Annotated in this window: 27 protein-coding genes; 14 read left to right on the top strand and 13 right to left on the bottom strand. The window is 65.2% G+C overall.

What is annotated here, in order from left to right; translation table 11 throughout:
* The first annotated feature begins 60 nt into the window (after positions 1 to 60).
* The 7 genes from KTJ87_RS07695 (at position 61) to KTJ87_RS07665 (ending at position 6336) form a co-directional block, all read left to right on the top strand.
* The gene (locus KTJ87_RS07695) at positions 61 to 1470 is read left to right on the top strand and encodes an aminotransferase-like domain-containing protein (RefSeq protein WP_267138516.1); all 1410 of its coding nucleotides are present in this window, start codon (positions 61 to 63) and stop codon (positions 1468 to 1470) included.
* Between the two features lie 164 nt (positions 1471 to 1634).
* Complete coding sequence (gene rplM, locus KTJ87_RS07690; RefSeq protein ID WP_267138515.1) at positions 1635 to 2093, top strand: 50S ribosomal protein L13; 459 nt, start codon at positions 1635 to 1637, stop codon at positions 2091 to 2093.
* A gap of 2 nt (positions 2094 to 2095) precedes the next feature.
* Complete coding sequence (gene rpsI, locus KTJ87_RS07685; RefSeq protein ID WP_267138514.1) at positions 2096 to 2590, top strand: 30S ribosomal protein S9; 495 nt, start codon at positions 2096 to 2098, stop codon at positions 2588 to 2590.
* 161 nt (positions 2591 to 2751) lie between these two features.
* Complete coding sequence (locus KTJ87_RS07680) at positions 2752 to 3621, top strand: ABC transporter permease (protein WP_267138513.1); 870 nt, start codon at positions 2752 to 2754, stop codon at positions 3619 to 3621.
* Entirely contained in the window at positions 3618 to 4430 is an 813-nt protein-coding gene (locus KTJ87_RS07675; protein ID WP_267138512.1) for an ABC transporter permease, read from the top strand. Before KTJ87_RS07680 ends, KTJ87_RS07675 begins: the two co-directional genes overlap by 4 nt.
* On the top strand, positions 4427 to 5506 hold the full coding sequence (locus KTJ87_RS07670) for an ABC transporter ATP-binding protein (RefSeq protein WP_267138511.1): 1080 nt from the start codon (positions 4427 to 4429) through the stop codon (positions 5504 to 5506). Before KTJ87_RS07675 ends, KTJ87_RS07670 begins: the two co-directional genes overlap by 4 nt.
* 5 nt (positions 5507 to 5511) lie before the next feature.
* Positions 5512 to 6336 (top strand): glycosyltransferase family 2 protein, encoded by an 825-nt coding sequence (locus KTJ87_RS07665; protein ID WP_267138510.1) that lies wholly within the window; start codon positions 5512 to 5514, stop codon positions 6334 to 6336.
* A gap of 57 nt (positions 6337 to 6393) precedes the next feature.
* On the opposite strand, the gene KTJ87_RS07660 is transcribed toward KTJ87_RS07665, so the two are convergent.
* The 9 genes from KTJ87_RS07660 to guaA form a co-directional block, all read right to left on the bottom strand.
* A complete protein-coding gene (locus tag KTJ87_RS07660) occupies positions 6394 to 7011 on the bottom strand; it encodes a TetR/AcrR family transcriptional regulator (protein ID WP_267138509.1) in 618 nt (205 codons plus the stop codon).
* Positions 7004 to 7873, bottom strand: coding sequence for a polyphosphate kinase 2 (gene ppk2 / locus KTJ87_RS07655; RefSeq protein ID WP_267138508.1), 870 nt, complete (start codon positions 7871 to 7873; stop codon positions 7004 to 7006). The genes KTJ87_RS07660 and ppk2 overlap by 8 nt, the downstream gene beginning before the upstream one ends.
* A 69-nt stretch (positions 7874 to 7942) precedes the next feature.
* Positions 7943 to 8917 (bottom strand): alpha/beta fold hydrolase, encoded by a 975-nt coding sequence (locus tag KTJ87_RS07650; protein WP_267138507.1) that lies wholly within the window; start codon positions 8915 to 8917, stop codon positions 7943 to 7945.
* The gene (locus tag KTJ87_RS07645) at positions 8907 to 9833 is read right to left on the bottom strand and encodes a homoserine O-succinyltransferase (RefSeq protein WP_267138506.1); all 927 of its coding nucleotides are present in this window, start codon (positions 9831 to 9833) and stop codon (positions 8907 to 8909) included. Before KTJ87_RS07645 ends, KTJ87_RS07650 begins: the two co-directional genes overlap by 11 nt.
* A 39-nt stretch (positions 9834 to 9872) precedes the next feature.
* A complete protein-coding gene (locus KTJ87_RS07640) occupies positions 9873 to 10733 on the bottom strand; it encodes an ATPase (protein ID WP_267138505.1) in 861 nt (286 codons plus the stop codon).
* An 82-nt stretch (positions 10734 to 10815) separates the two neighbouring features.
* Positions 10816 to 11739 (bottom strand): DMT family transporter, encoded by a 924-nt coding sequence (locus tag KTJ87_RS07635; protein WP_267138504.1) that lies wholly within the window; start codon positions 11737 to 11739, stop codon positions 10816 to 10818.
* 104 nt (positions 11740 to 11843) lie between these two features.
* The gene (locus KTJ87_RS07630) at positions 11844 to 12935 is read right to left on the bottom strand and encodes an OmpP1/FadL family transporter (protein ID WP_267138503.1); all 1092 of its coding nucleotides are present in this window, start codon (positions 12933 to 12935) and stop codon (positions 11844 to 11846) included.
* A gap of 134 nt (positions 12936 to 13069) precedes the next feature.
* Positions 13070 to 13957 (bottom strand): DMT family transporter, encoded by an 888-nt coding sequence (locus KTJ87_RS07625; protein WP_267138502.1) that lies wholly within the window; start codon positions 13955 to 13957, stop codon positions 13070 to 13072.
* Positions 13958 to 14075: 118 nt separating this feature from the next.
* Positions 14076 to 15641, bottom strand: a complete 1566-nt coding sequence (gene guaA / locus KTJ87_RS07620; RefSeq protein ID WP_267138501.1) for a glutamine-hydrolyzing GMP synthase — start codon at positions 15639 to 15641, stop codon at positions 14076 to 14078.
* A gap of 159 nt (positions 15642 to 15800) precedes the next feature.
* On the opposite strand from guaA, the gene KTJ87_RS07615 reads away from it, so the two are divergent.
* On the top strand, positions 15801 to 17348 hold the full coding sequence (locus KTJ87_RS07615; RefSeq protein ID WP_267138500.1) for a trimethylamine methyltransferase family protein: 1548 nt from the start codon (positions 15801 to 15803) through the stop codon (positions 17346 to 17348).
* Here KTJ87_RS07615 and KTJ87_RS07610 read toward each other — a convergent pair.
* Positions 17341 to 17640: a DUF6477 family protein gene (locus KTJ87_RS07610; protein ID WP_267138499.1), complete on the bottom strand. Its 300-nt coding sequence runs from the start codon at positions 17638 to 17640 to the stop codon at positions 17341 to 17343. The genes KTJ87_RS07615 and KTJ87_RS07610 overlap by 8 nt on opposite strands.
* Positions 17641 to 17816: 176 nt before the next feature.
* Here KTJ87_RS07610 and KTJ87_RS07605 point away from each other — a divergent pair, with 176 nt between their 5' ends.
* The gene (locus tag KTJ87_RS07605) at positions 17817 to 18890 is read left to right on the top strand and encodes a DUF6456 domain-containing protein (protein WP_267138498.1); all 1074 of its coding nucleotides are present in this window, start codon (positions 17817 to 17819) and stop codon (positions 18888 to 18890) included.
* A gap of 63 nt (positions 18891 to 18953) precedes the next feature.
* On the opposite strand, the gene KTJ87_RS07600 is transcribed toward KTJ87_RS07605, so the two are convergent.
* Positions 18954 to 20162, bottom strand: a complete 1209-nt coding sequence (locus KTJ87_RS07600) for an NADP-dependent isocitrate dehydrogenase (RefSeq protein WP_267138497.1) — start codon at positions 20160 to 20162, stop codon at positions 18954 to 18956.
* 114 nt (positions 20163 to 20276) lie between these two features.
* Positions 20277 to 20705: a manganese-binding transcriptional regulator MntR gene (mntR, locus tag KTJ87_RS07595; protein WP_267138496.1), complete on the bottom strand. Its 429-nt coding sequence runs from the start codon at positions 20703 to 20705 to the stop codon at positions 20277 to 20279.
* Between the two features lie 181 nt (positions 20706 to 20886).
* Between mntR and KTJ87_RS07590 the strand changes: the two genes are divergently transcribed.
* Positions 20887 to 21045 carry a YqaE/Pmp3 family membrane protein gene (locus tag KTJ87_RS07590; protein ID WP_267138495.1) on the top strand — a complete coding sequence of 53 codons (159 nt, stop codon included), beginning with the start codon at positions 20887 to 20889 and terminating at the stop codon, positions 21043 to 21045.
* 166 nt (positions 21046 to 21211) lie between these two features.
* On the opposite strand, the gene KTJ87_RS07585 is transcribed toward KTJ87_RS07590, so the two are convergent.
* Positions 21212 to 21865, bottom strand: coding sequence for an alpha/beta hydrolase (locus KTJ87_RS07585; protein WP_267138494.1), 654 nt, complete (start codon positions 21863 to 21865; stop codon positions 21212 to 21214).
* Between the two features lie 157 nt (positions 21866 to 22022).
* Between KTJ87_RS07585 and iscR the strand changes: the two genes are divergently transcribed.
* Genes iscR through KTJ87_RS07565 form a run of 4 tightly spaced genes read left to right on the top strand, consistent with a single transcriptional unit; the run spans position 22023 to position 25385 of the window.
* Positions 22023 to 22484, top strand: a complete 462-nt coding sequence (iscR, locus tag KTJ87_RS07580) for a Fe-S cluster assembly transcriptional regulator IscR (protein ID WP_267138493.1) — start codon at positions 22023 to 22025, stop codon at positions 22482 to 22484.
* Entirely contained in the window at positions 22484 to 23542 is a 1059-nt protein-coding gene (locus KTJ87_RS07575; protein ID WP_267138492.1) for a cysteine desulfurase family protein, read from the top strand. Before iscR ends, KTJ87_RS07575 begins: the two co-directional genes overlap by 1 nt.
* A 17-nt stretch (positions 23543 to 23559) precedes the next feature.
* Complete coding sequence (sufB, locus tag KTJ87_RS07570; RefSeq protein WP_267138491.1) at positions 23560 to 25086, top strand: Fe-S cluster assembly protein SufB; 1527 nt, start codon at positions 23560 to 23562, stop codon at positions 25084 to 25086.
* A complete protein-coding gene (locus tag KTJ87_RS07565; RefSeq protein ID WP_267138490.1) occupies positions 25083 to 25385 on the top strand; it encodes a bactofilin family protein in 303 nt (100 codons plus the stop codon). The genes sufB and KTJ87_RS07565 overlap by 4 nt, the downstream gene beginning before the upstream one ends.
* Positions 25386 to 25414 lie beyond the last annotated feature (29 nt).

Below are 25414 nucleotides of genomic sequence, written 5' to 3'. Positions count from 1 at the left end.
TTGTCTCTCGTGGATTTATTGATACAGTTTGGCGATGCGGTCGGAAAGGGAAACATTGTCATGGATACAATTTGGCAACCCAGCCTCGACGGGCGCAGCGGGCCCAAGTATCGCGCGGTGTCTGATGCGATCCGGGATGCCATCGGTGGCGGGATCCTGTCCCCCGGGACCAGGCTGCCGCCGGTGCGCGATCTTGCCTGGCAGTTGAAGATCACCCCCGGAACCGTGGCGCGGGCCTATTCGGTGCTGTCCGATGCCGGTGTGCTGAAAGCCGAAGTCGGGCGCGGCACCTTCGTTGCCGATCCCGAGGCAGAGGCCGGGGCGGCGCCCCTGCAGGGTGCGCCCTGGGTCCAGCACGAGACCGCCGAGACCGATGGCGTCATCAGCCTGTTCTCGCCGCGGCTTCCTGATCTGGGCCAGGTCGCGCTGATCCGTGACGCGTTCGCCCGTCTGTCGGACAGGCCGGCCCGCGATCTTCTGGACTATCCCACGACCCCGGCCTTCGCGCCCGCGCGCCGCGCCGCGCTGCGCTGGCTGGAGGGCACCGTGCTTGGCCCCATCGAGCAGGAGAACCTCGTGCTGACCCATGGCGGGCAGTCCGGCATCTCGCTGGTGATGCAGGCCGTCCTGAAGGGGCGGGCGCCCGTCGTGATGATCGAGGAACTGTCATATCCTGGCTTCCGGCGGGCGGCGCAGCTTTTGCGGGCCGAGGTGGTCGGCGTGCCAATGGATGCGCACGGACTGATCCCCGAGGCGCTGGACGAGATCGCGGCGCGCCACGATGCCCAGATCCTCTGCACCAGCCCCGAGGTGCATAATCCGACCGGCATCGTCACCCCCACGTTCCGGCGCGAGGCGATTGCCGACGTGGCGCGCAGGCGCGGCTTTCACATCCTCGAGGACGATTGCTACCGCATCGGCCGGGCCGCTGGTCCGGCGTATCGCGCGCTGTTGCCCGACCAGGGCTGGCACGTCTCGTCGATCTCGAAGGCGCTGACACCCGCGCTTCGGATCGGATTTGCCGTCGCGCCGCAGGTCCATCAGGCGGCGCTGCGGCGGGCGGCCGAATACGGCTTCTTCGGCCTTGCGCGTCCGCTGGCCGATCTTGCCGAGGATCTGCTGACACGGTCCGAGACCTATGCCGTGATCGACCGACTGCGCGGCGCCTATGCGACCTACATCCGCGAGGCGGTGAACATCCTTGGCGGCCATGACCTGCAATGGCACGACGACACGCCGTTCCTGTGGCTCACGCTGCCCGACGGCTGGCGCGCGGCCTCCTTCGCCCGCGCCGCCGAGGCGCAGGGCGTGCAACTGCGCGCCGCCGAGGACTTCGCGCTGCGGTCCGGCTCGCCGCCCCATGCCGTGCGCATGGCGATCAACGCGCAGGTGTCGCTGGACAGCTTTGCAGGCGCGATGCGGCGGGTGCGGGGGCTTCTGGACAACCCGCCAGAGACGATCGGGGTGTGAATTTGTGGGGTATTTTGATACCTATTTTCCAAGCATATGATTTTGCTTGAATAATCCGAGATTGACCGCCTTGACTGTGCGCGTCAAACCAATAGAACACGGCAATCCCAATTCCGGGCCTGCGCGACCCCCGCGCGGGTCCTTGATGTCTAGAGGACCGCAAGATGAAAACCTTTACCGCCACTCCGGCGGACATCGACAAGAAATGGATCCTGATCGACGCCGAGGGCGTGGTTCTGGGCCGTCTTGCCGCGATTGTCGCCACCCGCCTGCGGGGCAAGCACAAGCCGACCTTCACCCCGTCGATGGACATGGGTGACAACGTCATCATCATCAACGCCGACAAGGTCAAGCTGACCGGCAACAAGCTGATGAAGCCGAACTACTGGCACACCGGCCACCCGGGCGGGATCAAGTCGCGCACCACCGGCCAGATCCTCGAGGGCAAGCACCCCGAGCGGGTGGTCATGCAGGCCGTCAAGCGGATGCTGCCCGGCAACAAGCTGGCGCGCGTGCAGATGACCAACCTGCGCGTCTATCCCGGCGCCGAGCACCCGCACGAGGCCCAGCAGCCCGAAGTGCTGGACGTCAAATCCATGAACTCCAAGAACACGCGGAGCTGAAGATGGCTGACCAGATCAATTCTCTCGAAGACCTGGCCTCGGCGGTCAGCGACGACATCGGCGGCCTTCAGGGCGTCATGCAGGAACCGCGCGAGCCGATCCGCGATTCGCTCGGCCGCTCCTACGCCACCGGTCGCCGCAAGGACGCCACCGCACGCGTCTGGATCAAGCCCGGCTCGGGCAAGGTCACCGTCAACGGCAAGCCGATGAACGAATACTTCGCGCGCCCGGTGCTGCAGATGATCCTCGCGCAGGCGTTCTCGGTCGCCGGTGTGGAGGGCCAGTTCGACGTGATGGCCACCGTAAAGGGCGGCGGTCTGTCCGGTCAGGCCGGTGCGGTGAAGCATGGCGTCAGCCGCGCGCTGCAGAACTACGACCCGTCCTTGCGCCCCGCCCTGAAAGCGGCAGGCTTCCTGACCCGCGACAGCCGCGTCGTGGAACGCAAGAAGTACGGCCGCGCGAAGGCCCGCAAGAGCTTCCAGTTCTCCAAGCGCTGATCGCTTTTTCATATCACTGCATCAGGCCGCCCCAATAGGGGCGGCCTTTTTCGTGGGCAGCGCGCACCCCGGACGCATGGATCGGAGCGGATCGCGCAGTTGCCTGTTGAAACCTCTGCGCTTTCTGCGAAAGCATTGGGGCAACACGGGGAAGGGGTCGGATGGGCATCAGGCTGGACAAGGAGGCGCGGGCTGGACTGACGCTGATCGCGCCGCCGTTCATCTTCGCGATCCTGCTGCTTGCCGTGCCGCTGACGGCGATCCTGATGCTGTCGTTCTTCAGCCAGTCCTACCTGACGCTCGACACCACGCTGACGCTCGACAACTACCGCACCGCGCTGACCGAACCGCTGTACCGGCTGTTGATGCTGCGTTCGCTGGCGATTTCGGGCTGCGTGACGCTGGCGACGGTGATCCTTGCCTTTCCGATCGCCTATTTCGTGTCGTTCCACGTCGCGCCGTCGAAGAAATCGCTGTGGATCTTCCTCATCACCATCCCGTTCTGGACCAGCTACCTGATCCGCGTGTTCCTGTGGAAGGTGATCCTTGGCTACAACGGCGTGCTGAACTCGTCCCTGCAGGGCCTTGGCATCATCGACGAGCCGCTGACCTTCATCCTTTACAACGCGAATGCGGTCGTCATCACCCTGGCCCATGCCTTCGCGCCCTTCGCCATCCTGCCGATCTTCGTCGCGCTCGAGCGCATCGACCGCCCGCTCCTCGAGGCGTCGCGCGATCTGGGAGAGGGCACCGTCGGCACCTTCCTGCGCGTGACCCTGCCGCTGGCGATGCCGGGCGTGGTGGCGGCGGCGCTGATCGTCTTCATCCCGACCATCGGCGATTACGTCACGCCGCAACTTGTCGGCGGCCCTTCGGGGCTGATGATCGCGAACTGGATCCAGACGCTGTTCCTGGGCCAGAACAATGCGCCGATGGGGGCCACGACGGCGGTGCTGGCCATGCTGATCGTGGGCGTCATCGCGCTTGTGTTCGTGTTCCTCAACCGCCGCTTCCTGAGGGTGCGGCGATGAAGCTGAACCTGAACTGGCTCAAGGGCTACGCGGTCCTGTACCTGGTGTTCCTCTACGCGCCAATCTTCCTTCTGCCGATCTTCGCGTTCAACGACGCCACCGTGATCGCCTTTCCGCTCAAGGGCTTCACGACTCGCTGGTTCGCCGATCTCACGACCACGCCCGCGCTGCACGGGGCGGTCCTGAATTCGCTGTTCATCGCCATTTCCACCGCGATCCTGTCGACCTGCCTTGGCATCTGCGCTGCCCGCGCGGGCGCCCGGTTCAGCTTTCCCGGCAAGCAGGGGATCATCGGCTTCATCATGATCCCGCTGGTGCTGCCCGAGATCATCGTGGCGGTGTCGCTCTTGGTGACGCTGCTGCAACTCGGCCTCAGCCTGTCAAGCTGGACGGTGATCCTTGGCCACACGCTGATCTGCACGCCGTTCTCAATCGCGATCCTGAACTCGGCCTTCGCCACGCTCGATCCCTCGATGGAAGAGGCCGCCTATGACCTCGGCGAGACGAAATGGTCCACCTTCCGGCTGATTACCCTGCCGCTGGTGATGCCCGGCATCATCTCGTCCTTCCTGATCGCCTTCACCATCTCGCTCGATGAATTCATCATCGCCTTCTTCCTGACCGGCGCCGAGCCGACGCTGCCGGTCTACCTGTGGGGGCAACTGCGGTTTCCCGCGAAACTGCCCATCGTCATGGCGCTTGGCACGATCCTTGTCGCTTTTTCCATCCTGCTGCTGACCCTTGCCGAGATCTTCCGCCGCCGCGGGATCGCAAAGGCCGGGGGCAGGGACACCGGAGGCTTCCTGTGACAGACGCCATCGTCTCGCTGACCGACGTGCACAAGTATTACGGCACCTACCATGCCCTGCGCGGCATCACGCTCGACATCCGGGCGGGCGAGTTCTTTTCGCTGCTGGGCCCGTCGGGCTGCGGCAAGACCACGCTTCTGCGCACAATCGCGGGCTTCGAGGACGTGTCATCGGGCACGCTCCTGCTGGACGGCAAGGACATGGCGCGCGTCGCCGCGAACAAGCGCCCAACCAACATGGTGTTCCAGTCCTACGCGATCTTCCCGCACCTGAGCGTGGCCGAGAACGTGGGCTTCGGCCTGCGACGGTCCTCGATGGACAGCGCCGCCAAGGCCCGCGCGGTGGACGAGGCACTGGAGATGGTCGGCCTCAAGGGCTACGGCACCCGCGCCGCGCATGCGCTCTCGGGCGGCCAGCGTCAGCGCGTGGCGCTGGCCCGTGCGCTGATCCTCAAGCCCAAGGTGCTGCTACTGGACGAGCCGCTGTCGGCGCTCGACAAGAAGCTGCGCGAGCAGATGCAGAATGAATTGCGCCGGTTGCAGCGGCAGGTCGGCATCACCTTCATCCTCGTCACCCACGACCAGGAAGAGGCGCTTATCATGTCCGACCGCATCGCGGTGATGTTCGAGGGCGAGATCGCCCAACTTGCCTCGCCGCAGGACCTCTATCGCCGCCCGCTGACCCGCCGCGTGGGCGAGTTCATCGGCGTGATGAACGTGCTGCCGGCCACGGTGTCGGGCCAAGAGGCCGACATCGCCGGGCTGGGCCGCGCGCCCGTGACGCCCGATCAGGCGCCGTCCGGGATGCCCGAGGGCACGGCGGGCGCGGGCATCCGGCCAGAGTCGATGTCGATCCTCTATGACGGGGAAACCACCACGCGCCGCACCGCCAGCGGCGAGGTGGTCGAGGTGTTCTACTACGGCGACATGACCTATTACGACGTCGTGCTGCCGGGCACGACCAAGCCGATGACGATCTCGATGAAGAACGTCGCGGGGCGCCCGGTGCTCGATCGCGGGACGACCGCGCGCATCGCGTGGGACGCCGAGGCGCTGGTCCTTTTCGGAGACACCTGACGCGCGTGGTCCGGGTCTCGGTCATCGTTCCGGCATACCAGGCGCATGACACGCTTGCCGCCGCGCTGGCGTCGGTCGAGGGATGCGGCCTGACCTCGGACGCGGTCGAGATCGTCGTGGCCCCTGACGATGGACAAGGCTACGAGGCCTTTGCGCATGGGTTCGGCGCCCGCGTGATCCTGCCGCCCGGGCCGGTTGCCACGGGTCCCGGTGCGGCGCGCAACCGCGCACTGGCGGCCGCCACCGGTGAATGGATCGCCTTTCTGGATGCCGACGACGCGTGGGAGCCGGGATATCTTGCCGAAGCCCTGAGCCTTGCGCAGAAGGGCGGCGTTGCCTTTGGCGCCACCGCGATCCGCGATGACGGCGCGGAGTTGATGCGCCTGCCCGGCCGGGGCCAATTGACCTTCGCCGATTTCGGCCGCACCGGTGCATCGTTCCACCCCGTTCTCAGGCGCGACCTGGCGGGCCCGTTCTCGGCGCTGCCCTCGCAGGACGTGCTGCACGCGCTCGAGGCGTTGGCGCAGGCGGGCGGGTCGGCCCCGGTGACGCGCGCGGCCTATGTGCTGAACCTGCGGCGGGGCAGCATCACCACACGGGACAGCTTTCCCCTGCGCGTCGTTCACGCCTACAGCCAGCACGCCCAGGCGATCCGAACAGGCGCCACCCGCGTGCCGCCCGAGCACCGCGCCGCCGCCGCGCAGGTGTTCGAGGACAAACAGGCGCTGAACCTGGATTTCGCCGTCCAGAGTGACCACGAAAGCTACTACGCCTTCATCGCGTCTCGGCTCTCGCCCGACACGCAAACGCCCGTCATCTTTGGTCCATAAATACCTCCAGGGGGTCTGGGGGACAGCGTCCCCCAGCCTCTCCGCCCGCGCTAGACCCTACGCCTCGGGTGGCAACAAACCCAACCCGCGCAGGTAGATCCCGATCCCCGACTCCAGCAGGTCCTCGGGCGGAAACGGTGATTTCGTGCCCGGAGAGCCGCGTGCGAACAACTCCACCACCCCATGCGACATCGCCCAGATATGCGCCGACACCATCTGCGTCGGCGGCCGCTTGCCGGGCGGGATGCCTTCGGACAGCGTGGCGGCCGCCCGCTCCAGCACTGAAAACGCGCGCTGCGACACCGCCGCCAGATCGGCGTTGCGCTGGATCGAGATGCCGCTTTCAAACATCGCGATGTAGTGGCCCGGATGGCGCCGCGCGAAGGCGAGATAGGCGCGGCCTGTCGCCTCGAAGGACGCCAGTGCCGAGGGCTGGCCGGTGTCGTAGGCGTATTCCAGCAGGTCGGCGAAGATCTCGTAGCCCTGCCGCGCGGCCTCGGCGATCAGGTCTTCGCGGCCCTCGAAATGGCGATAGACGGCGGCGGGCGTGACCCCGGCCTGCTTGGCTGCCTCTGACAGGGTAAAGCCAGTCGGTCCCTTTTGCTCGATCAGTTCCAGCGCCGCCTCGACCAGCGCCTGGCGCAGGTTTCCGTGGTGGTATCCGCGTTTAGGCATCCCAGATCTCTGGGCCCCCGGCGATCCCCGGATCGGGCGGGCAGGCGATATCGGTGTCCTTGCCGTCATACTCCGCCCCGGCCAGCACGGCCCGGATCGCGGCGATGCGGGCGCGTTTCTTGTCGTCTGATTTCACCACGGTCCAGGGCGCGTGCTGCGTGTGGCTGAGCGTGATCGTCTCGGCGATAGCGTTCGAATACGCATCCCATCGTGACAGCCCCTCGACGTCGATTGAAGACAGCTTCCACTGCTTCAGCGGGTCCTTCTCGCGCGACAGGAATCGGCGCAGTTGCTCGGCGCGTCCGACGTTCAGCCACAGCTTGGTCAACTGGATGCCGTCGTCCACCAGCATCTTCTCGAACTCGGGCACCTGCGCGAAGAAATGCGTGCGTTGGTCGGGCGTGCAGAAGCCGAAGACATGCTCGACCACGGCGCGATTGTACCAACTGCGGTCAAAGAACACGATCTCGCCTTTGGTCGGAAGCTGGCGCACGTAGCGCTGGAAATACCACTCTCCCGCCTCGGTCTCGGTGGGTTTCGGCAGGGCGACGACACGCGCGCCGCGCGGGTTCAGGTTCTCGCGGAAGCGTTTGATCGTGCCGCCCTTGCCTGCAGCGTCACGGCCTTCAAAGACCACCACGACGCGCTTGCCGGTGGCCTTGACGTCGGCTTGCCACCGCACCAGCTGGCGCTGAAGCGCGGCCATCGTGTCCTCGTACGCGTCCTTGTCGATCTCTTCGTCATAGGGGTAGGCCGGCGACAGGATGTCGTCCTTGCCCGCTTTCTCGATGGCCTTGCGGACGTCCTTTGGCGCGTCCTTTTCGTGGAACTTGCTGATGGCGCCGTCGAAGGGCAGGTCCATGTTCATCCCTTTCACTTTGGAACACTATGGCGGGCGGCGCGGTCGGCTGCAATCGGCGGTGTGGTGGCCCTAGCGCAGGCCCGCGCGGGTGGCGGCGCGGTCGATGGCGGCGACAACCTCGTCCGGGGCGACATGGTGCGGCATGTGGCCGATACCGTCCAGCGCGACAAGGTACGCGCCCGGGATCTGCCGCGACAGCGGTTCGGAATGGACGGCCAGCGGCACGACCTCGTCGGCGGTGCCGTGCACGATCTCGGTCGGCACCGTGATCTGGTCATAGCGGGTCGCCATCTCGGTCACATGCGGTTTGAGCGTGTTCACCTGCCGCCCGTTGGCCCGGACGGAGTCGCGGCGCAGGGTCAGCGGCGCGCCGACATATTCGAGATAGCCCTCGGGCGGAGACTGCGGCTCGAAGATCGAGGCGACGGCACCTTTGATGACGCTTTCGGACGCGAAGGCGGTAATCAGAGGCACGGCCAGAACGCCGCCCGCGCGCGTGGCGGTCAGGTTGTAGGTGAACCCCAGCCCGCCGTCCCAAGGGTTCGACGCGCCTGACACGATCACCAGCCCCGACAGGTCGTCGGGGCGTTCCAGCGCCCATGCCAACGCCACCGCACCGCCGTAGGAATGGCCGAGGACAAGTGGCGTGTCGGCCCCCAACTGCGCGGCGGCGGCCTGCAGCAGGATCGCCTGTTCCGCCGGGCTTTCCGCATCGCGCCGCGCGGCACCCTCATAGGCGGGGCTGACACGGTCGGTGTAGCCAAGTCCGGGCCGGTCGAAGACGATGACGCGGTAGCGGTCCTTGACCCGGTCGACGAACTGGAAGGTGAAGTCGCGGGTGTTGCCGCTGGCGCCGTGGATCAGCACCAGATCGGGGCCAGAGCCGGTGACGACCGCGTGCACCGTGCGCCCGCCGACGTCCAGTAGCTGCCCCTGCGGCGGGTAGGCGCGCGCCGCTTCCGCCTCGCGGCGGTCGGCACGGGCGTCCACCAGCACGCCGCACCCCGCAAGGCCAAGCGCCGCGATGACTAGGCTAGCGGCCAATTTGAGTGAGATCATAGGGCGTTGACTGGTAAATTTCGTTGATCCAGTTGCCATATAGAAGGTGCGCGTGGCTTCGCCAGCGGTTCGGCGGCACCCTCGCGGGATCGTCACCGGGGAAGTAGTTGACCGGCATCGCGATCTCGGCGCCCTCGACCTGGTTGCCTGCAAGATCGCGGCGATACTCGTCGTTCAGCGTGCCGCTGTCGTATTCCAGATGGTTGAAGATATAGAGCGCGCGGTGCGCCGGATCCTCGACCAATGCCGGGCCAACCTCGTCGGAGTGCAGAAGGATCGGCAGGCCCGCCGCCTCGATCTCGGGTTTGCGCATCTCGGTCCAGCGGCTGACCGGCATGATCATGTCGTCGGAAAATCCGCGCAGGTAGGGGCTTTGCGGCGCAAAGTTCATGTGCCGGTAGCAGCCGAACAGCTTTGCGCCCAGCATGTGTTTCGGCACGCCGTGGAAATGGTTGATCATCGCCATCCCGCCCCAGCAGACGCCGAAGGTCGAATGAACGTGCGTCTGGGTCCAGTCGAACACCTCGGTCAACTCGTCCCAATAGGTCACGTCCTGGAAGGCCAGGTGTTCGATCGGGGCGCCGGTGATGACGAGGCCGTCGAAGTAGTCGTCCTTCACGTCCTGAAACGGGCGATAGAACTCTTCCATGTGCTCGGCGGCGGTGTTGCGCGCCTGATGCTCGGACATGCGCACCAGCGACAACTCGATCTGCAGTGGTGTCGCCCCGATCAGCCGGGCGAACTGGTTCTCGGTCTGGATCTTCTTGGGCATCAGGTTGAGCAGCGCGATGCGCAGCGGCCGGATGTCCTGCCGTGCAGCCATATCCTCGCCCATCACCATCACGCCCTCGTTGCGAAGGACGCTGAAGGCGGGCAGGGACTCGGGCAGCTTGATCGGCATCGGCGGAACCTTGTGCGGGGAAGCGGTGAGATAGGCGGTTTACGCGGCGTCCTCAAGGGCGCGGGCGATGAGCGCGTCGAAGTCGGCCTCGGTCTTGAGGGCGCCGATGTCCTCGGCGCGGACGGTCAGGCCCCAGCGGCGCGCCATCGCGGCATAGCGCGGCTGGCGGTGGGCCAGCGCGCGCGCATAGGTCCAGCGCACGAAATCGTCCGGGTCGACGGCATCCTCGGCCAGCCCGGTCTCGGCGCGATATTCGGCCCAGGCGGTCTCCAGAAATTCGGGCTGATAGCACATCGGTTTCGGGGCGCGGTCGAAGCGGCGGATCAGCTCGGCGGTGTGGGCGTCCGAGCCTTCGATCCAGACCATCAGCGTCTCGGCGGCCAGCGCGGTCATCACCGGATCGGCTGGATCGTCCGGGTTCACCACCTCGCAGATCGACCCGCCGGTGTCGCAGACGAAGTTCGCGTAGCCGTAGATGTCCTGCGCGCGGCGGATGAAGTGCGCGGTGTCCAGAAGCGCGGCGATCTCACCTGCGCGGTGCTGGTCCTGCCTGCGCATGTATTCACCAAATGCCAGCCCGCCCTTCGATAGATCGCCGGGCTTGCCAAGGTAGGTGGACAGCGGGGCAAGGTTTTCGAAGGTGATTTTTGACCCGATGTAGATCGAATCCGTCTTCAGCAGCTCGGCCAGGAACGGCACCTTCATCGCCTCGCGCTTGGCGTTGTCGGCGATGTGCTCGCCCATGTAGCGGGTGCCGATGCGGTAGTCGATCGAGTAGTGGAACCACCCGGCATCCCGCAGCATCGCCGAAACATGGGTCTTGCCGAGGCCGGACATGCCGAACAGCAGCACGCGCTTTTCGGTCGCGCGTAGCCAGTCGTCGGGGGTTGCGTAGATCATCGTCGGTCCCTCGGATCGTGTTGCCGCGTGACTAGCGCGGGGCGCGCCCGAGGGGTAGGGGGTTTTCGCTGCGCGGCATGGCTCAGGGCGCGGGACGCGGCGCCTGCGCCCGGCGCCGGAACGCGCGGCCATCAAGGATCAGCAGACCCAGCGCGAGAATGGCAAAGCCTGCATAGGCGTTCGCAGGCAGCGCCTCGCCCCGCACCAGCGCGCCCAGGAGGATCGCGATGGGCGCGATCAAAAGCGTGCAGAGCATCAGGTTCCCGCTGCCCGCCATCGCCAGCACGCGGTAATACAAAAGGTAGGCAAAGGCGGTCGCGGCCAGCGCGTAATAGGCGATGGCCAGGATCGTGTCCGCCTGCAGCGCCAGGCTGGGCGCGCCGTCGATGAGGAACGCCGCCGGAACCATGATCAGCGACGAGCCGGTCAGCATCCCCGCCGCCGCCACCTGTGGCCTTAAGCCCGACAGGGTCGCGCGCGCCCAGCTGCCCGCGAAGGCATAGGACAGGGTGCCTGCCAGCACGGCAAGCTGCGCCACGGATCGCAGGTCGAACTGCGCAAGATTGCCAAGGCCGATGGCCGTCGCGACCCCGGCAAAGCCGACCGTGACCCCCAGCGCCCGGCGCGGCGTCAATCGCTCGTCCGCGAAGACGACCGAGGCGACGATGACGCCGAACACCGCGGTGGTGGCATTCAGGATCGACGTCAGGCCGGTCTCGATATGGAGCTGCGCCCAGGCCATCAGCGCAAAGGGCACCGCGTTGTTCAGGATGCCCATGACAAGAAACGCCGCCCAGACGCGCGGGCTGCGCGGCACCGGCAGGCGGAAGACCGCGACATAGGCCCAAAGCACCAGCGCCGCCCAGAACACCCGGTGCGCGACACTGGTGATCACCGCCACCTCGTCGAGCGCGATGCGGATCGACAGGAACGACGCGCCCCAGATCAGCGACAGGAGCAAGAGTTCGGACCATGCACGGGCGGAGAGGGTCTTTTGCGGAGCCATGGGGGACGCTACGTCCGGGCGCGCGTGTTGGCGACCCGGAAAGTGATCGAACGAAAAAGCCCCGCCGGAGGGGCGGGGCTTTCATGGGGCTATTGCCTACGAGATCAGAACTTCATGCTGATCCGTGCGCCGATACCCAGAACGTTGTTTCCTGAAAAGGATTGCAGACCCAAAGCGCTCGGGACCTGCTGATCGCCCGGAAAGCCGTAGGTTACGCCGCCAGCGAAGGTCATGCTGTCCGTCACGTCGTAGCTTCCAGATACGGTGAATGAAGTCAGGCCCGTCGTCGGAGACAAGGCTGTGGTAGATGGTCTGCTGCCCGCGCTTTCATAGGTGACTGCTACAGAGGCCGCGAACTTGTCCGTGATCTGACGGCCAATGCCGAGGTTGTAGGTATAGGTGTCCTGTGTGAAGCGCACATACTGGCCAGAAACAGGCGTGGTCACGTTGAAGCCGTTCCAGTTGACCCAGCGAACGCCGCCGAAGACCAGCGTTCCGGGCGCAATACCGGTCTGGAAGTCAAGGTTGACGCTTTGCGGAGTTGCCACTTGGAAGCTCGTGTTCCTGGAAATTGCCGGTGCCGCAGTGGGCGACGCGGCGAGGAGAACCTGCTCGGTGCCATTCAGTGTATTTGTGATCGAGCTTGAGTACGTGAGGGCAACACGAAGGGCCATTTCGGGGCGCTCATAGGCGACCCCAGCAACTCCGCCGAACGCAAAGTCAGACCCGGCTGTCAGCAGGGTCGGTTGCACTCCGAAGTAGGTGAAAATTTGACCATTGATAGATTGGCCGCGGACACCGCCGTGTACCGAAAAACCGTTCCCGAACTCGTAGCGCCCAAGTGCCGTCAATCCAAAGCTGTCAATGTTGGCCAACCCGCCAAAGAAGGGGGCGCCATTTGCATAGTTTACATTGGCGCCGAAGGGCTGATCTGCGATCAAAGCAACACTGATCCGGTCATTGAAGCGGTACTTGATGGCCGCCCCTGCCTGCGTGTATCCCGTCAGTGGATCGCGGATTGCAGGGTTGTTCGCAGTGGGCTCGACCGACCCGAGCGACAGTTGCACAAAACCACCGCCAGCCCCGGTCTCTGCAAAGAGTGGAGCGACAGACTGGCCAGAGCGGTCGATCCCGCCCGCCATCGCACCGGTCGAAAGACCGGCCAGCATTGCGGCTGAAAGCGCAAGCTTCTTCATAGGTAATCCTCCCTAGGGTGCCCGGTGGTGCGGCGGGCGTCTGCGGAAATCCTACAAATTACGCGTTATCGGTCAATTTCTGACCTCACGTCACAATCTTGTCGCGAATCGGACCGTGACAATCCTGCCACCCGTCAACGGCGGCGCGATTCCACCAGGATGTTGAGGTAGTTTGCCGCAAAGATGATCGCAGCGCCCACAAACACCATGGGATCAAGGACTTCGGCGTAAAGCGTCATGCCGACAAGTGCGATGATCGGCAGGCGGGCAAAGTCGATCGGCATCACCACGGTCGCGGGCGCCAGCGACAGCGCCATCGTCAGGCAGGTGTGCGCCAGAAGCCCCGCGCAGCCGATCACGACGATCCAGGGCAGGCTGGTGGCCGAAGGCATGGTCATCTCGCCGTCCCAGTAGCCGCAGACCAGCCCGAACACCGCCTGCATCGCGGTCATGTAGAACAGGATGCAGGTCAGCGTCTCGGTGCGGGTCAGAAGCCGGGTGAAGATCGCCGACCCCGCAAATCCGACAGCCGCGCAGGCGGCGGCGATCAGCCCGGGGTTCATCGTCTCGACGGTTGGGCGTGCCACGATCAGGATGCCGATGAAGCCTGCCAGCGCCGCCAGTGCCCGGGTGCGGGTCATCCTCTCTTGCAGAACGACCGGCGCCAGCAGCGCGACCCAGAGCGGCGACGAGAACTCCATCGCGAAGACCTGCGCCAGCGGCGCGGCGGTGATCGCGAAGAACCACAGATTCTGGCCGGTGAAGTGACTGACGTTGCGCAGCGCGTGGACGTGCAGCGACCGGCGGGTGATCTGCCCCAGCGTGCCAAAGCCCCATCCCGCCGCCACCACGATGAATACGCCCACGAAGGAGCGGTAGGTCATGATCTCGAAAGTATCGAGCTCCAGCGACACCGCACGCCCCGCGACGGCCATCGAGGTGAACGAGAAGATCGCGCCGATCATCCAGAGAGCCGCCTTCAGCGGCTGCGCGTCCGGGGCGATGAAAGCTTTGGTTGTCACGGGTTTAACTCCTCGGGGGCTGAGCCGCGCCATAGACGCAGAGCCGCCGGGGGCCGTCAATGCGATGGGCGAACCGATAGGCGGGCCGATGAGAGGGCCGGACAGACCCGCCGTGCCGTCACTCCCACTCGATGGTGCCGGGGGGCTTGGACGTGATGTCATAGGTGACACGGTTGATCCCGTTCACCTCGCCCACGATGCGCGTCGCCGTCTCGCCAAGAAACTCATGGCTGAACGGATAATAATCGGCCGTCATGCCGTCCACGGACGTGACCGCGCGCAGGGCGCAGGCGAAGTCATAGGTGCGACCGTCGCCCATGACGCCTACGGTGCGGACAGGCAGGATGGCGACAAAGGCCTGCCAGATCTCGTCGTAGAGACCGTGCTTGCGGATCTGGTCGATGAACACTGCGTCCGCCTTGCGCAGGATTTCCAGCTTTTCGCGGGTGATCTCGCCGGGGCAGCGGATCGCTAGGCCGGGGCCGGGGAAGGGGTGGCGGCCGATGAAACTGGCGGGCAGGCCCAATTCGCGCCCAAGTGCGCGGACCTCGTCCTTGAACAACTCGCGCAGCGGCTCGACCAGCTTGAGGCCCATCTTTTCCGGCAGCCCGCCGACATTGTGGTGCGACTTGATCGTGACCGAAGGCCCACCCGCGAAACTGACCGATTCGATCACGTCGGGGTACAGCGTGCCCTGCGCCAGGAACGCCGCGCCCTCGATGTCGTTGGCATGCTTCTGGAACACGTCGATGAACAGCCGCCCGATGGTTTTTCTCTTGGTCTCGGGTTCGCTTACGCCCTCAAGTTCACCCAGAAACAGGTCGGCTTCATCAGCGTGGATCAGCGGGATGTTGTAGTGGTCGCGGAACATCGTCACGACCTCGTCCGCCTCGTTGAGACGCAAGAGCCCGTGATCGACGAACACGCAGGTCAGCTGGTCGCCGATCGCCTCGTGGATCAGCACAGCGGCGACCGAGGAATCGACCCCGCCGGACAGCCCGCAGATCACCTTGGCATCGCCCACCTGGTCACGGATCTTGCGGATCGCCTCTTCGCGGTAGGCGGCCATTGTCCAGTCGCCGGTGAACCCCGCGAGCCGGGTGAAATTCTGCAGCATCTGCCGCCCGCTCGGGGTGTGGTGCACCTCGGGGTGGAACTGCACCGCGTAGAAATTGCGCTCGGTGTCGGCGATGATCGCCATCGGCGAGCCGGGCGAGGTGCCGATGATCTCGAACCCCGGGGCAAGCGCGGTGACGCGGTCGCCGTGGCTCATCCACACTTCCTCGCGCCCTTCGGTGAACAGGCCGCGGAAGATCTGGTTGGCGGTGTGTGCCCCCGACGGCTGCACGAAGGCGCGCCCGAACTCGCGGTGGTGGCCGCCTTCGACCTTGCCGCCAAGCTGCTCCATCATCACCTGCTGGCCGTAGCAGATGCCAAGCACCGGCACGCCCAGTTCGAACACGGTTTGCGGCGCGCGGGGGCTGCCGGTGTCCAGCACCGACGCCGGGCCGCCCGACAGGATCACCGCCTTGGGCGCGAAGCGTTGCAAGAACGCATCGTCCACCGTGTTGAAGGGGTGGATTTCGCAATAGACATTCGCCTCGCGCAGGCGGCGCGCGATCAGCTGCGTCACCTGGCTGCCAAAGTCGATGATGAGAAGGCGGTCGTGGATCTGGTCGCTCATGTCGCTCTCGTAAGCAGGGCGGCGGGGCCGCGCAAGTCCAAGCGATGTCGCTTTCCGTTCGCAAACGACGCAATTCCGCCGGGACCGCCTCGCGACTCCCGCTATCACGGCCCAAACGGACAGACCGGGCGCATTCTGCGCCCCAAGGAGGATGCCGGCATGACGGAAGCGGCAACAGAGGCAAGACGGCGGGGCCGGGGTGCAGGCGGCGGCGCGGCGCGGCGGGCGGAACGCACGGCCAAGCGGATCGAGGCTGCGCGTTTCATCGACCGCAACGTGCCCAACCTCGAGGTCCTGAACGAAGAGGCGTTGCAGATCATCGAGGCGAACGCCGAGACGGTGCTGGAAGAGATCGGCGTGAATTTCGTCGACAACCCCGCCGCACTGGCGCGCTGGCGCGAGGCCGGGGCCACGGTCGATGGCGAACGGGTGCACATCCCGCGCGGTCTTGCGCGCAAGCTGTGTGCCACCGCGCCGTCCGAATTCACCCAGCACGCCCGCAACCCCGAGCGCAATGTCGAGATCGGCGGCAAGAAGCTGGTTCTCGCCCCGGTCTACGGCCCGCCCTTCGTGCGCGATGCCCAAGGCGGGCGCCGCTATGCCACGATGGAGGATTTCCGCAACTTCGTGAAACTCGGCTACATGTCCAAGTGGCTGCACCATTCGGGCGGCACGGTGTGCGAGCCGACGGACGTTGCGGTAAACAAGCGCCATCTCGACATGCTGCACGCCCACATGACGCTGTCGGACAAGCCCTACATGGGGTCGGTCACCGAACCCGTGCGCGCCGAGCATTCGGTCGAGATGTCGGACATCCTGTTCGGCGGGCTCAATGACCGCACGGTGATGACGTCACTCATCAACATCAACTCGCCGCTGACGTTCGATTCGGTGATGATGGGGGCGCTCGAGGTCTATGCCGCCGCGAATCAGGCCTGCATCATCTCTCCGTTCATCGTCGGCGGCGCGATGGCGCCGGTGTCGGTCGCGGGCACACTGACGCAGGTTCTGGCCGAGGTGCTGGCGGGCGTCGCCTATTCCCAGCTTGTGCGCCCCGGCGCGCCGGTGATCTTCGGCGCGTTCGTGACATCCATCGACATGAACTCGGGCGCGCCCACCTTTGGCACTCCCGAGGCGAGCCTCATCACCTATGGTGCGGGGCAACTCGCGCGGCGGCTTGGCTTGCCGTATCGCTCGGCCGGGGCGTTCAACGGGTCCAAGCTGCCCGATGCGCAGGCGGCCTACGAGTCCGCGAATTCGTTGAACATGGGCCTGCTGTCGGGCGTCAACTTCATGCTGCACGCCTGTGGCTGGCTGGAGGGCGGGCTGGTGTCGTCCTACGAGAAATTCGTGATGGATGCCGACCAGTTGGGCGCGCTGCACAAGTTCGCCGAAGGGATCGCGATGGATACCGAGTCGCAGGCGATGGACGCGATCCGAGAGGTTGGCCCGGGCGGGCATTACCTTGGCTGCGCCCACACGCAGGCGAATTTCAAATCGGCGTTCTGGCGGTCGGAGCTGTTCGACTACAAGCCGTTCGAGACCTGGGACGAGGACGGCGCCCGCGACACCCAGATGCTTGCGGGCGAGCGGGTGCGCAAGCTCTTGGGCGACTACGAGGCGCCGGCGCTCGATCCCGCGATCAACGAGGCGCTGGCCGACTACATCGCGCGCCGCAAGGGCGAGACGCCCGACGCCTTCACCTGACGCCGCTTGGGGCGGGGCGCGGCATCAGCCGCGCCTCTGCCATCAGCGCGATCAGCAAATCGACGTGCCGCGTCACCGAATAGCGGCCGTCGCCCGCGCCCCTTGCACCCTCCATTTCCGCCTCTGCGGTCATCAGCGCATCGAGCGTGCGCTGTGACAGCCTGCTTTCGGTGCCGGGCAGTACCCGGCGCAGGTCGCGGGCGCGGTTGTAGCTGTCCAGACCGATCCGCGCAGCGCGGACCAGAAGACGCGGGCGGCGCAGGCTGTCGAGGGAGAGAGCCGGGTTTGACATGGGGGAACTCCGTTTCTGATTCCGCCACAATCCTTACTCGCCCTGTGCGTGTGTTGCGCAATCCTGTGGATAACCGCGCGCAGGGGGACGTGATTGTTTATCTTTTGGAGACAATTTCGGGAAACAGCTGTGGAAATTAATGTATCAGTAACCACTACAATCTCAGGTTGAGTGCCGTGCAGACCGACGAGCCGGAGGCGAAGCGACCCGCTGTGACCAACTGCAAGCCCCTTTATTCCTGCCCGCTTTCGGGCGCCCCCGAGTGGACCGATTGCGCGCACCGCCGCTATCTTGCGCATACCGTGGAAGGCTTGGGATTCCGTGAGATCGGGCGCCTGTGCGGCTGCGAGGCCTCGACCGTGCTGCGCAGCGTGCGCCGGATCGAGCAGTTGCGCGACGATCCGGTGTGCGATGCCCTTCTTGATCGTCTTTCCCGCGCCAGGAGACAGAACATGCCTGCCAAGCCAGCCCATTCCACGGACCTGCCCGACAAGACCACGCTGGAGGCCGAAGCGGCGCGCGTGCTGCCCCGGATGGCGGAACCCGGCGCTTGCCTTGCCATCGCGCCGGGCCTCGACACCTCTGTGATCGTGCGCGAGATGCCGGACGGTCGCACGATCCGGGTGGCCAGCGTCGCGCGGCCCGTTGCCGAGGCTTTCGTGCTGAAAGGCTGGGTCGAGGGCCGCGGCGGGTCCAAGGTTGCCCGCTACAGGCTTGCACCGGAAGGCCGCGCGTTCCTGCGCACCTGCCGCGCGGCGCATGGCATGTCCGAGGCGCCCGCGCTGTTCGAGCGCGCAGGCGCCGTGCAGGCTGGCGTCTCGCCGTCAGATACGCCTCTCGCGGCGCTGGCGCGGCGGCGGCAGGCCGACGGCACGCCGTTCCTGAACGGCGATCTCGTCGCGGCCGGGGAACGCCTGCGCGAGGATTTCGAGATCGCCCAGATGGGCGACATAGCAGTGCAGAACTGGGACCGTTTCGTCACCGGGCGGCTGGACGGCGGCGCCCTCGCAAGCGAGCGACGGTTCGGGCCGGAAGCGGCCCGCGCGCGCATCGCCTCGGCGCTTGGCGATCTGGGGCCGGGCCTTGGCGATGTCGCGCTGCGCTGCTGCTGCTACCTTGAGGGGCTGGAGCAGGCCGAGCGGCGTCTTGGATGGTCTGCGCGGTCGGGCAAGGTGGTGCTGCGCATCGCGCTGGAGCGGCTGCGACGCCACTATGCCGAGCTTGGCGAGACGGCTGCGCTGATCGGCTGAGCGCAGGGCGCAAGACAAAAGGCCCGCGCGAACGCGGGCCTTTGCGTAGGGCTTGATGCAGTCTCAGAGCGCCTTGTTCAGGTTCTCGTCGATCTTTTCAAGGAAGCCTTCGGTGGTCAGCCATTTCTGGTCGGGACCGACCAGAAGCGCCAGGTCCTTGGTCATGAAGCCCGATTCCACGGTATCGACGACGACCTTGTCCAGCGTCTCGGCGAATTCCATCAGCTTGGCGTTGTCGTCCAGCTTGGCGCGGTGCTTGAGCCCGCCGGTCCAGGCGTAGATCGACGCGACCGAGTTGGTCGAGGTCGCTTCGCCCTTCTGGTGCTGGCGGTAGTGCCGCGTGACGGTGCCATGCGCTGCCTCGGCCTCGACGGTCTTGCCATCGGGCGTCATCAGCACCGAGGTCATCAGCCCGAGCGAGCCGAAGCCCTGCGCAACGGTGTCGGACTGAACGTCGCCGTCGTAGTTCTTGCACGCCCAGACATAGCCGCCCGACCACTTGAGCGAGGCCGCGACCATGTCGTCGATCAGGCGGTGCTCGTAGGTGATCCCGGCCTTCTTGAACTGGTCGGCGAATTCCTCGTCGAAGACCTTCTGGAACAGGTCCTTGAAGCGGCCGTCATAGGCCTTGAGGATGGTGTTCTTGGTCGACAGGTACACCGGCCAGCCCATCATCAGGCCGTAGTTCAGCGACGCGCGGGCAAAGTCGATGATCGACTGGTCGAGGTTGTACATCGCCATCGTGACACCGGCGCCGGGCGCGTCGAACACCTCGCGCTCGATCACTTCGCCATCGGCGCCCTCGAACTTGATCGTCAGCTTGCCGGGCCCCGGAAAGCGGAAGTCCGTCGCGCGGTACTGGTCGCCAAAGGCGTGGCGGCCCACCACGATCGGCTTGGTCCAGCCGGGAACGAGGCGCGGCACGTTCTTGCAGATGATCGGCTGGCGGAAGATCACGCCGCCAAGGATGTTGCGGATCGTCCCGTTGGGCGAGCGCCACATCTGCTTGAGGCCGAATTCCTCGACGCGCTGCTCGTCGGGGGTGATCGTGGCGCATTTCACGCCGACGCCGTGTTCCTTGATCGCGTGCGCCGCGTCGACGGTGATCTGGTCGTTCGTGCGGTCACGCTCTTCGATCCCGAGATCGTAGTACTTCAGGTCGATGTCGAGATAGGGGAGGATCAGCTTCTGCTTGATGAAGTCCCAGATGATCCGGGTCATCTCGTCGCCGTCGAGCTCGACGACCGGGTTGTCTACCTTGATCTTGGACATGGGTCCCTCGTGTTTGGATTTACTGGATCGGAGGCTGAATCGCGCTTGCGCGTCTCTTAGCGCAGGTGGACGGCTTTAGGAAGGCGGTATGCGAAGGTATACGAAACGTGCCGATCAGCTGTCAAAGCTGTCCAGAAACGTCTCGAACGCCCGCAGCGCCTCGTCCGAGACGTGGTGCTCGATCCCCTCGGCGTCGAGTTCCGCCGTCTGCGGAGGAACGCCCACCGCGATCAGCAGGGCGACGACGGTGCGGTGGCGCGCGCGCACCCGGTCCGCCAGCGATGCGCCCTCGTCGGTGAGGAACACGCCGCGATAGGGGCGCGAGGTTGCGAGCCCCTCGCGCTTGAGCCGTGAAACCGCCTTGGTCGCGGTCGGTTGGGCCACGCCCATGCGCTCGGCGATGTCGGCGACGCGCGCTTCGCCATGCTCGGCGATCAGATCGCCGATCAGCTCGACATAGTCTTCCAGCAAGGCGACAGCCTGCATTTCGCGCGCCTGCGCAAAGCGGTCTGGATGGCTGGGAAGGGGGGGTGTCTTGGGCACGGCGGTCTCTGCGTGATGCGGGGGCTTGTATAGCTGCGCCATCCCGTCAGGGCCAGCGATTTCCCGAACGTGGCAAGACGCTGACCGGCGCGCGCCGTGCCGCAGCGTCAGAAGCGTGCCCAAGGAACCTTGCGCGCTGCAGCCCGGTTGCCCCTGCGACAAGCAAAAAGGACCACACCACATGGATCTTGTTCGGATCATCGTCGCCATCCTGCTACTGCCGCTGGGCGTTTTCCTGCAGGTGGGCCTTGGCAAGCATTTCTGGCTGAATATTCTTCTGACGCTGCTGGGATATATCCCCGGAATCGTTCACGCTGTCTGGATCATCGCGCGCAAGTAGCGGCCAGGCGCAAGCCGGGCGACCGCCCTGGTGCGATCGCCCGTCCGCGCGGGTTGCGGGGTGACCCGCGCCGGTACCCGTCGGGCACCTTGCACAGGCAGTCACGGCGCGGGCGTCCGCCGGGTTTCACCTATCGCGAGATTTTTTTCGCCGCCGCACGCGCGCGTCAGCGCGTGCTTTCGGTCAGGCGGCGGCGCACATACTGGTCGACCGTGCCGATCATCGTTTCCATGTGGGGGTCTTCAAAGAAGTGCCCCGCGCCCTCAAGCTCTGCATGGGTGACGGTGATGCCCTTCTGCTCTTGCAGCTTGTGAACGAGCGAATGCGTATCCTTGGGCGGCGCCACGCGGTCGGCGGTGCCCGACACGATCAGGCCCGAAGACGGGCAGGGCGCAAGGAACGAGAAATCGTACATGTTCGCAGGCGGCGAGACCGAGATAAAGCCGGTGATCTCGGGGCGGCGCATGAGCAGTTGCATCCCGATCCACGCGCCGAAGGAAAAGCCCGCAACCCAGCAATGCTTGGCGTTCTGGTTCATCGACTGCAGGTAATCGAGCGCGCTGGCCGCATCCGACAGCTCGCCGATGCCCTGGTCGTATTCACCCTGGCTGCGGCCCACGCCGCGAAAGTTGAAGCGCAGCACCGTGAAGCCGATGTTATAGAAGGCGTAGTGCAAGTTGTAGACGACACGGTTGTTCATCGTGCCGCCGAACTGCGGATGCGGATGCAGGATGATCGCGATCGGCGCATCCTTGGCCTTCTGCGGATGGTAGCGGCCTTCAAGACGGCCCTCGGGGCCGGGAAAGATTACCTCGGGCATCGGTGTCCCTGTGCTGACGCTTGGACCCGCAGGTGATTTCTTGACGACTTCACTCGGGCACCTTAGAACGGTTCTAAATCCGGCGCTGGTCCGGGGGTCCACCCGAGGTAATGGTGGCTCCGCCCCGCGTCAATCGGCTTTCGAGGAACCTGTTGCCGTGAAACTGAGCACGAAAGGCCGATATGCCATGGTCGCGCTGGTCGATCTGGCGATGCAGCCGACCGACCAGCTGTCGTCGCTGGCCGATCTGTCGCGGCGCCAGCACCTGTCCTTGCCCTACCTGGAACAGCTGTTCGTCAAGCTGCGCCGCGCCGGTCTTGTCGACTCGGTGCGCGGACCCGGCGGCGGATACCGCCTGTCGCGGTCCTCGACCGAGATCCGCGTGATCGACGTTCTGTCCGCCGTGGACGAGGACGTGAGCGCGATGAAATCGGGGGCGGGCGCGTCGGGGGGCACTTCTGGTACGCGTGCGCAATCGATGACCAACCGCCTGTGGGAAGGCCTGTCGGCGCAGGTCTACGTGTTCCTGCACCAGACGCGTCTGTCGGACGTTGTGGCGAACGATCTGGCGCCCTGTCCGGCCGTGCCCGCGATCCTGTCCGTGGTCGATGACGGATGATGGCACGGGCCTACCTTGACTGGAACGCCACGGCGCCGTTGCGGCCCGAGGCGCGGGCGGCGATGACACAGGCGATGGACGTGACGGGCAATCCGGCCTCTGTCCACGCCGAGGGGCGCGCGGCGCGGGCGCTTGTGGAAAAGGCGCGCGAACAGGTGGCGGCGCTGGTCGGCGCAAAGCGGGACGAGGTGATCTTTACCTCCGGCGCGACCGAAGCGGCGCGCGTGCTGTCGCTGATCGGCGGCGCGGTGGTCGAGCCGACGTCGCATGATTGCCTCTGGGCGCATCACGCGCCGGGCGAGGGCATGGCCCCGGTTGCGGCCTTCGGTCTGGCCAACAGCGAGACGGGGATCGTCTCGGCGATGCCGGAACGGGACGCGGACGGTTTGTGGATGCTGCCCTGGGGCGGCACGGCGCGGCTTTTGCTGGTCGACGCGGTGCAGGCGGCGGGGCGCGTTCCGGTCGCCTTTGGCTGGTCCGATGCCGACCTGATGATCCTCTCGGCGCACAAGCTGGGCGGACCCAAGGGCGTCGGCGCGCTGATCGTGCGTGAAGGGCAGGACATCCCCGCGCTCAGCCTTGGCGGCGGCCAGGAAAGCGGGCGCCGCTCGGGCACCGAGAACACGGCCGGCATCGCCGGTTTCGGCGCGGCAGCAGAGGCTGCGATGCACGATCTCGACGCCGGGATCTGGTCCCGGGTTGAAGAATTTAGAAATATTCTAGAAAACGGCATTGCGGCCACCGCCACCCAGACTATTTTTGTCGGGAAAGACGTGCGGCGGCTTGCCAACACCGCGTGCTTTGCCGTTCCGGGTTGGACCGGCGAGACGCAGGTGATGCAAATGGACCTGGCCGGGTTCGCCATATCGGCGGGATCGGCCTGTTCCTCGGGCAAGGTCCGGGAAAGCCGGGTGTTGCGGGCGATGGGATACGACGACGATGTCGCCAGATCGGCGATCCGCGTGTCGCTTGGCCCGGAGACGAGAGAAGACGAGATCACGCGCTTCGTTGAAGCGTGGAGCGACCGCCACCGGAAATTCCGGGCCAAGGCGGCCTGAAAGGAAGCGATAGAGACATGGCAGCACTCGACAAGACGATGGAAGCCAAGGAAGGCGTCGATCAGGAGACCGTCGACGCGGTCCAGTCCATGGCCGGAAAATACAAGTACGGCTGGGAAACCGACATCGAGATGGAGTATGCGCCGAAAGGTCTGAACGAAGACATCGTGCGCTTGATCTCGGCCAAGAACGAAGAGCCCGGGTGGCTTACCGAATGGCGTCTCTCGGCCTTCGAGCGCTGGAAGACGATGGAAGAACCCGACTGGTCGATGGTCCGCTATCCCAAGATCGACTATCAGGACCAGTATTACTACGCCAAGCCCAAGAGCATGATGGAACGGCCGAAATCGCTCGACGAGGTCGATCCCAAGCTGTTGGCAACATACGAGAAACTGGGCATTCCGCTGAAGGAGCAGATGATCCTTGCAGGCGTCGAAGGGGCAGAGGACGCGCCCGCCGAGGGCCGCAAGGTGGCTGTCGACGCGGTGTTCGACAGCGTGTCCGTGGGCACGACGTTCCAGAAGGAACTGAAGAAGGCCGGCGTCATCTTCTGCTCGATCTCGGAAGCGGTGCGCGAGCATCCCGAGTTGGTGAAGAAATACCTCGGCTCGGTCGTGCCTGCGTCGGACAACTACTTCGCCACGCTCAACACGGCGGTCTTCTCGGACGGCTCGTTCGTCTACGTGCCGCCGGGCGTGAAATGCCCGATGGAGCTGTCGACCTATTTCCGCATCAACGCGGAAAACACCGGCCAGTTCGAGCGCACGCTGATCATCGCCGACAAGGGCTCTTACGTGTCCTACCTCGAAGGCTGCACTGCGCCGCAGCGCGACACCACGCAGCTTCATGCCGCCGTGGTCGAACTGGTCGCGCTGGAAGACGCCGAGATCAAGTATTCCACCGTCCAGAACTGGTTCCCCGGCGACGAGAACGGCAAGGGCGGCATCTTCAACTTCGTGACCAAGCGCGCCGATTGCCGGGGCGACCGGTCCAAGGTGATGTGGACGCAGGTCGAAACCGGGTCTGCGGTGACGTGGAAATACCCGTCCTGCATCCTGCGCGGCGACGGCAGCCAGGGCGAGTTCTACTCCATCGCCATCACCAACAACTGGCAGCAGGCCGACACCGGCACCAAGATGATCCATCTGGGCAAGAACACGCGCTCGCGCATCGTGTCCAAGGGGATCAGCGCGGGGCAGGCGCAGAACACCTATCGCGGCCTTGTCTCGATGCACCCGAAAGCCAAGGACAGCCGCAACTACACCCAGTGCGACAGCCTTCTGATCGGCGACAAGTGCGGGGCGCACACGGTTCCTTACATCGAGGTCAAGAACAACTCATCCCGGGTCGAGCACGAGGCGACGACGTCCAAGGTGGACGACGACCAGCTGTTCTATTGCCGCTCGCGCGGGATGGACGAGGAAGAAGCGGTCGCGCTGGTCGTCAACGGCTTCTGCAAGGAAGTGCTGCAGGCCCTGCCGATGGAATTCGCGATGGAAGCACAGCAGCTTGTGGCAATCTCGCTTGAGGGGTCTGTGGGGTGAGCGAAGTCTTCACCGGAAAACATGAGGGAACACTTGAAGTTTCGAAATCACTTATCCTCCGTGGAATGGTGATCGGAAATTTGGTGGCAGCATCCGGCGCCGATATTGTTTTGCATGGGATGGTTACTGGGGACCTGGAAGTTCAGGATGGAGCAAGTGTAGTCCTATACGGAATGGTTAACGGCCATACCTATGTAGATGGGTCAGTGCGGATCTACGGTCGCACTACAAGCGTCACCAAACGATCTGATGCTGCCTCCGTCTTCATAGATCCAAAAGCCATCATTGGTGATGAATAGAGAGAGGTTTGGACTCGACTGGTTCGAGG

Origin of the sequence: Anianabacter salinae (assembly GCF_019061145.1) — a bacterium.
GTDB lineage: Bacteria > Pseudomonadota > Alphaproteobacteria > Rhodobacterales > Rhodobacteraceae > Anianibacter > Anianibacter salinarum.
The sequence above is the reverse complement of the archived record's forward strand: the minus strand, read 5'-3'. Positions and strand labels throughout refer to the sequence as shown.

Bases quoted from the DNA above. Each gene is read 5' to 3' on its own strand.
- KTJ87_RS07615 (WP_267138500.1), top strand. From the start codon at position 15,801: ATGACGGAAGCGGCAACAGAGGCAAGACGGCGGGGCCGGGGTGCAGGC.
- KTJ87_RS07635 (WP_267138504.1), bottom strand. From the start codon at position 11,739: ATGGCTCCGCAAAAGACCCTCTCCGCCCGTGCATGGTCCGAACTCTTG.
- KTJ87_RS07645 (WP_267138506.1), bottom strand. From the start codon at position 9,833: ATGCCGATCAAGCTGCCCGAGTCCCTGCCCGCCTTCAGCGTCCTTCGC.
- KTJ87_RS07590 (WP_267138495.1), top strand. From the start codon at position 20,887: ATGGATCTTGTTCGGATCATCGTCGCCATCCTGCTACTGCCGCTGGGC.
- KTJ87_RS07600 (WP_267138497.1), bottom strand. From the start codon at position 20,162: ATGTCCAAGATCAAGGTAGACAACCCGGTCGTCGAGCTCGACGGCGAC.
- KTJ87_RS07680 (WP_267138513.1), top strand. From the start codon at position 2,752: ATGGGCATCAGGCTGGACAAGGAGGCGCGGGCTGGACTGACGCTGATC.
- KTJ87_RS07630 (WP_267138503.1), bottom strand. From the start codon at position 12,935: ATGAAGAAGCTTGCGCTTTCAGCCGCAATGCTGGCCGGTCTTTCGACC.
- KTJ87_RS07610 (WP_267138499.1), bottom strand. From the start codon at position 17,640: ATGTCAAACCCGGCTCTCTCCCTCGACAGCCTGCGCCGCCCGCGTCTT.
- guaA (WP_267138501.1), bottom strand. From the start codon at position 15,641: ATGAGCGACCAGATCCACGACCGCCTTCTCATCATCGACTTTGGCAGC.
- KTJ87_RS07575 (WP_267138492.1), top strand. From the start codon at position 22,484: ATGGCACGGGCCTACCTTGACTGGAACGCCACGGCGCCGTTGCGGCCC.
- rplM (WP_267138515.1), top strand. From the start codon at position 1,635: ATGAAAACCTTTACCGCCACTCCGGCGGACATCGACAAGAAATGGATC.
- KTJ87_RS07585 (WP_267138494.1), bottom strand. From the start codon at position 21,865: ATGCCCGAGGTAATCTTTCCCGGCCCCGAGGGCCGTCTTGAAGGCCGC.
- ppk2 (WP_267138508.1), bottom strand. From the start codon at position 7,873: ATGGACCTGCCCTTCGACGGCGCCATCAGCAAGTTCCACGAAAAGGAC.
- sufB (WP_267138491.1), top strand. From the start codon at position 23,560: ATGGCAGCACTCGACAAGACGATGGAAGCCAAGGAAGGCGTCGATCAG.
- KTJ87_RS07695 (WP_267138516.1), top strand. From the start codon at position 61: ATGGATACAATTTGGCAACCCAGCCTCGACGGGCGCAGCGGGCCCAAG.
- KTJ87_RS07640 (WP_267138505.1), bottom strand. From the start codon at position 10,733: ATGATCTACGCAACCCCCGACGACTGGCTACGCGCGACCGAAAAGCGC.
- KTJ87_RS07660 (WP_267138509.1), bottom strand. From the start codon at position 7,011: ATGCCTAAACGCGGATACCACCACGGAAACCTGCGCCAGGCGCTGGTC.
- rpsI (WP_267138514.1), top strand. From the start codon at position 2,096: ATGGCTGACCAGATCAATTCTCTCGAAGACCTGGCCTCGGCGGTCAGC.
- KTJ87_RS07675 (WP_267138512.1), top strand. From the start codon at position 3,618: ATGAAGCTGAACCTGAACTGGCTCAAGGGCTACGCGGTCCTGTACCTG.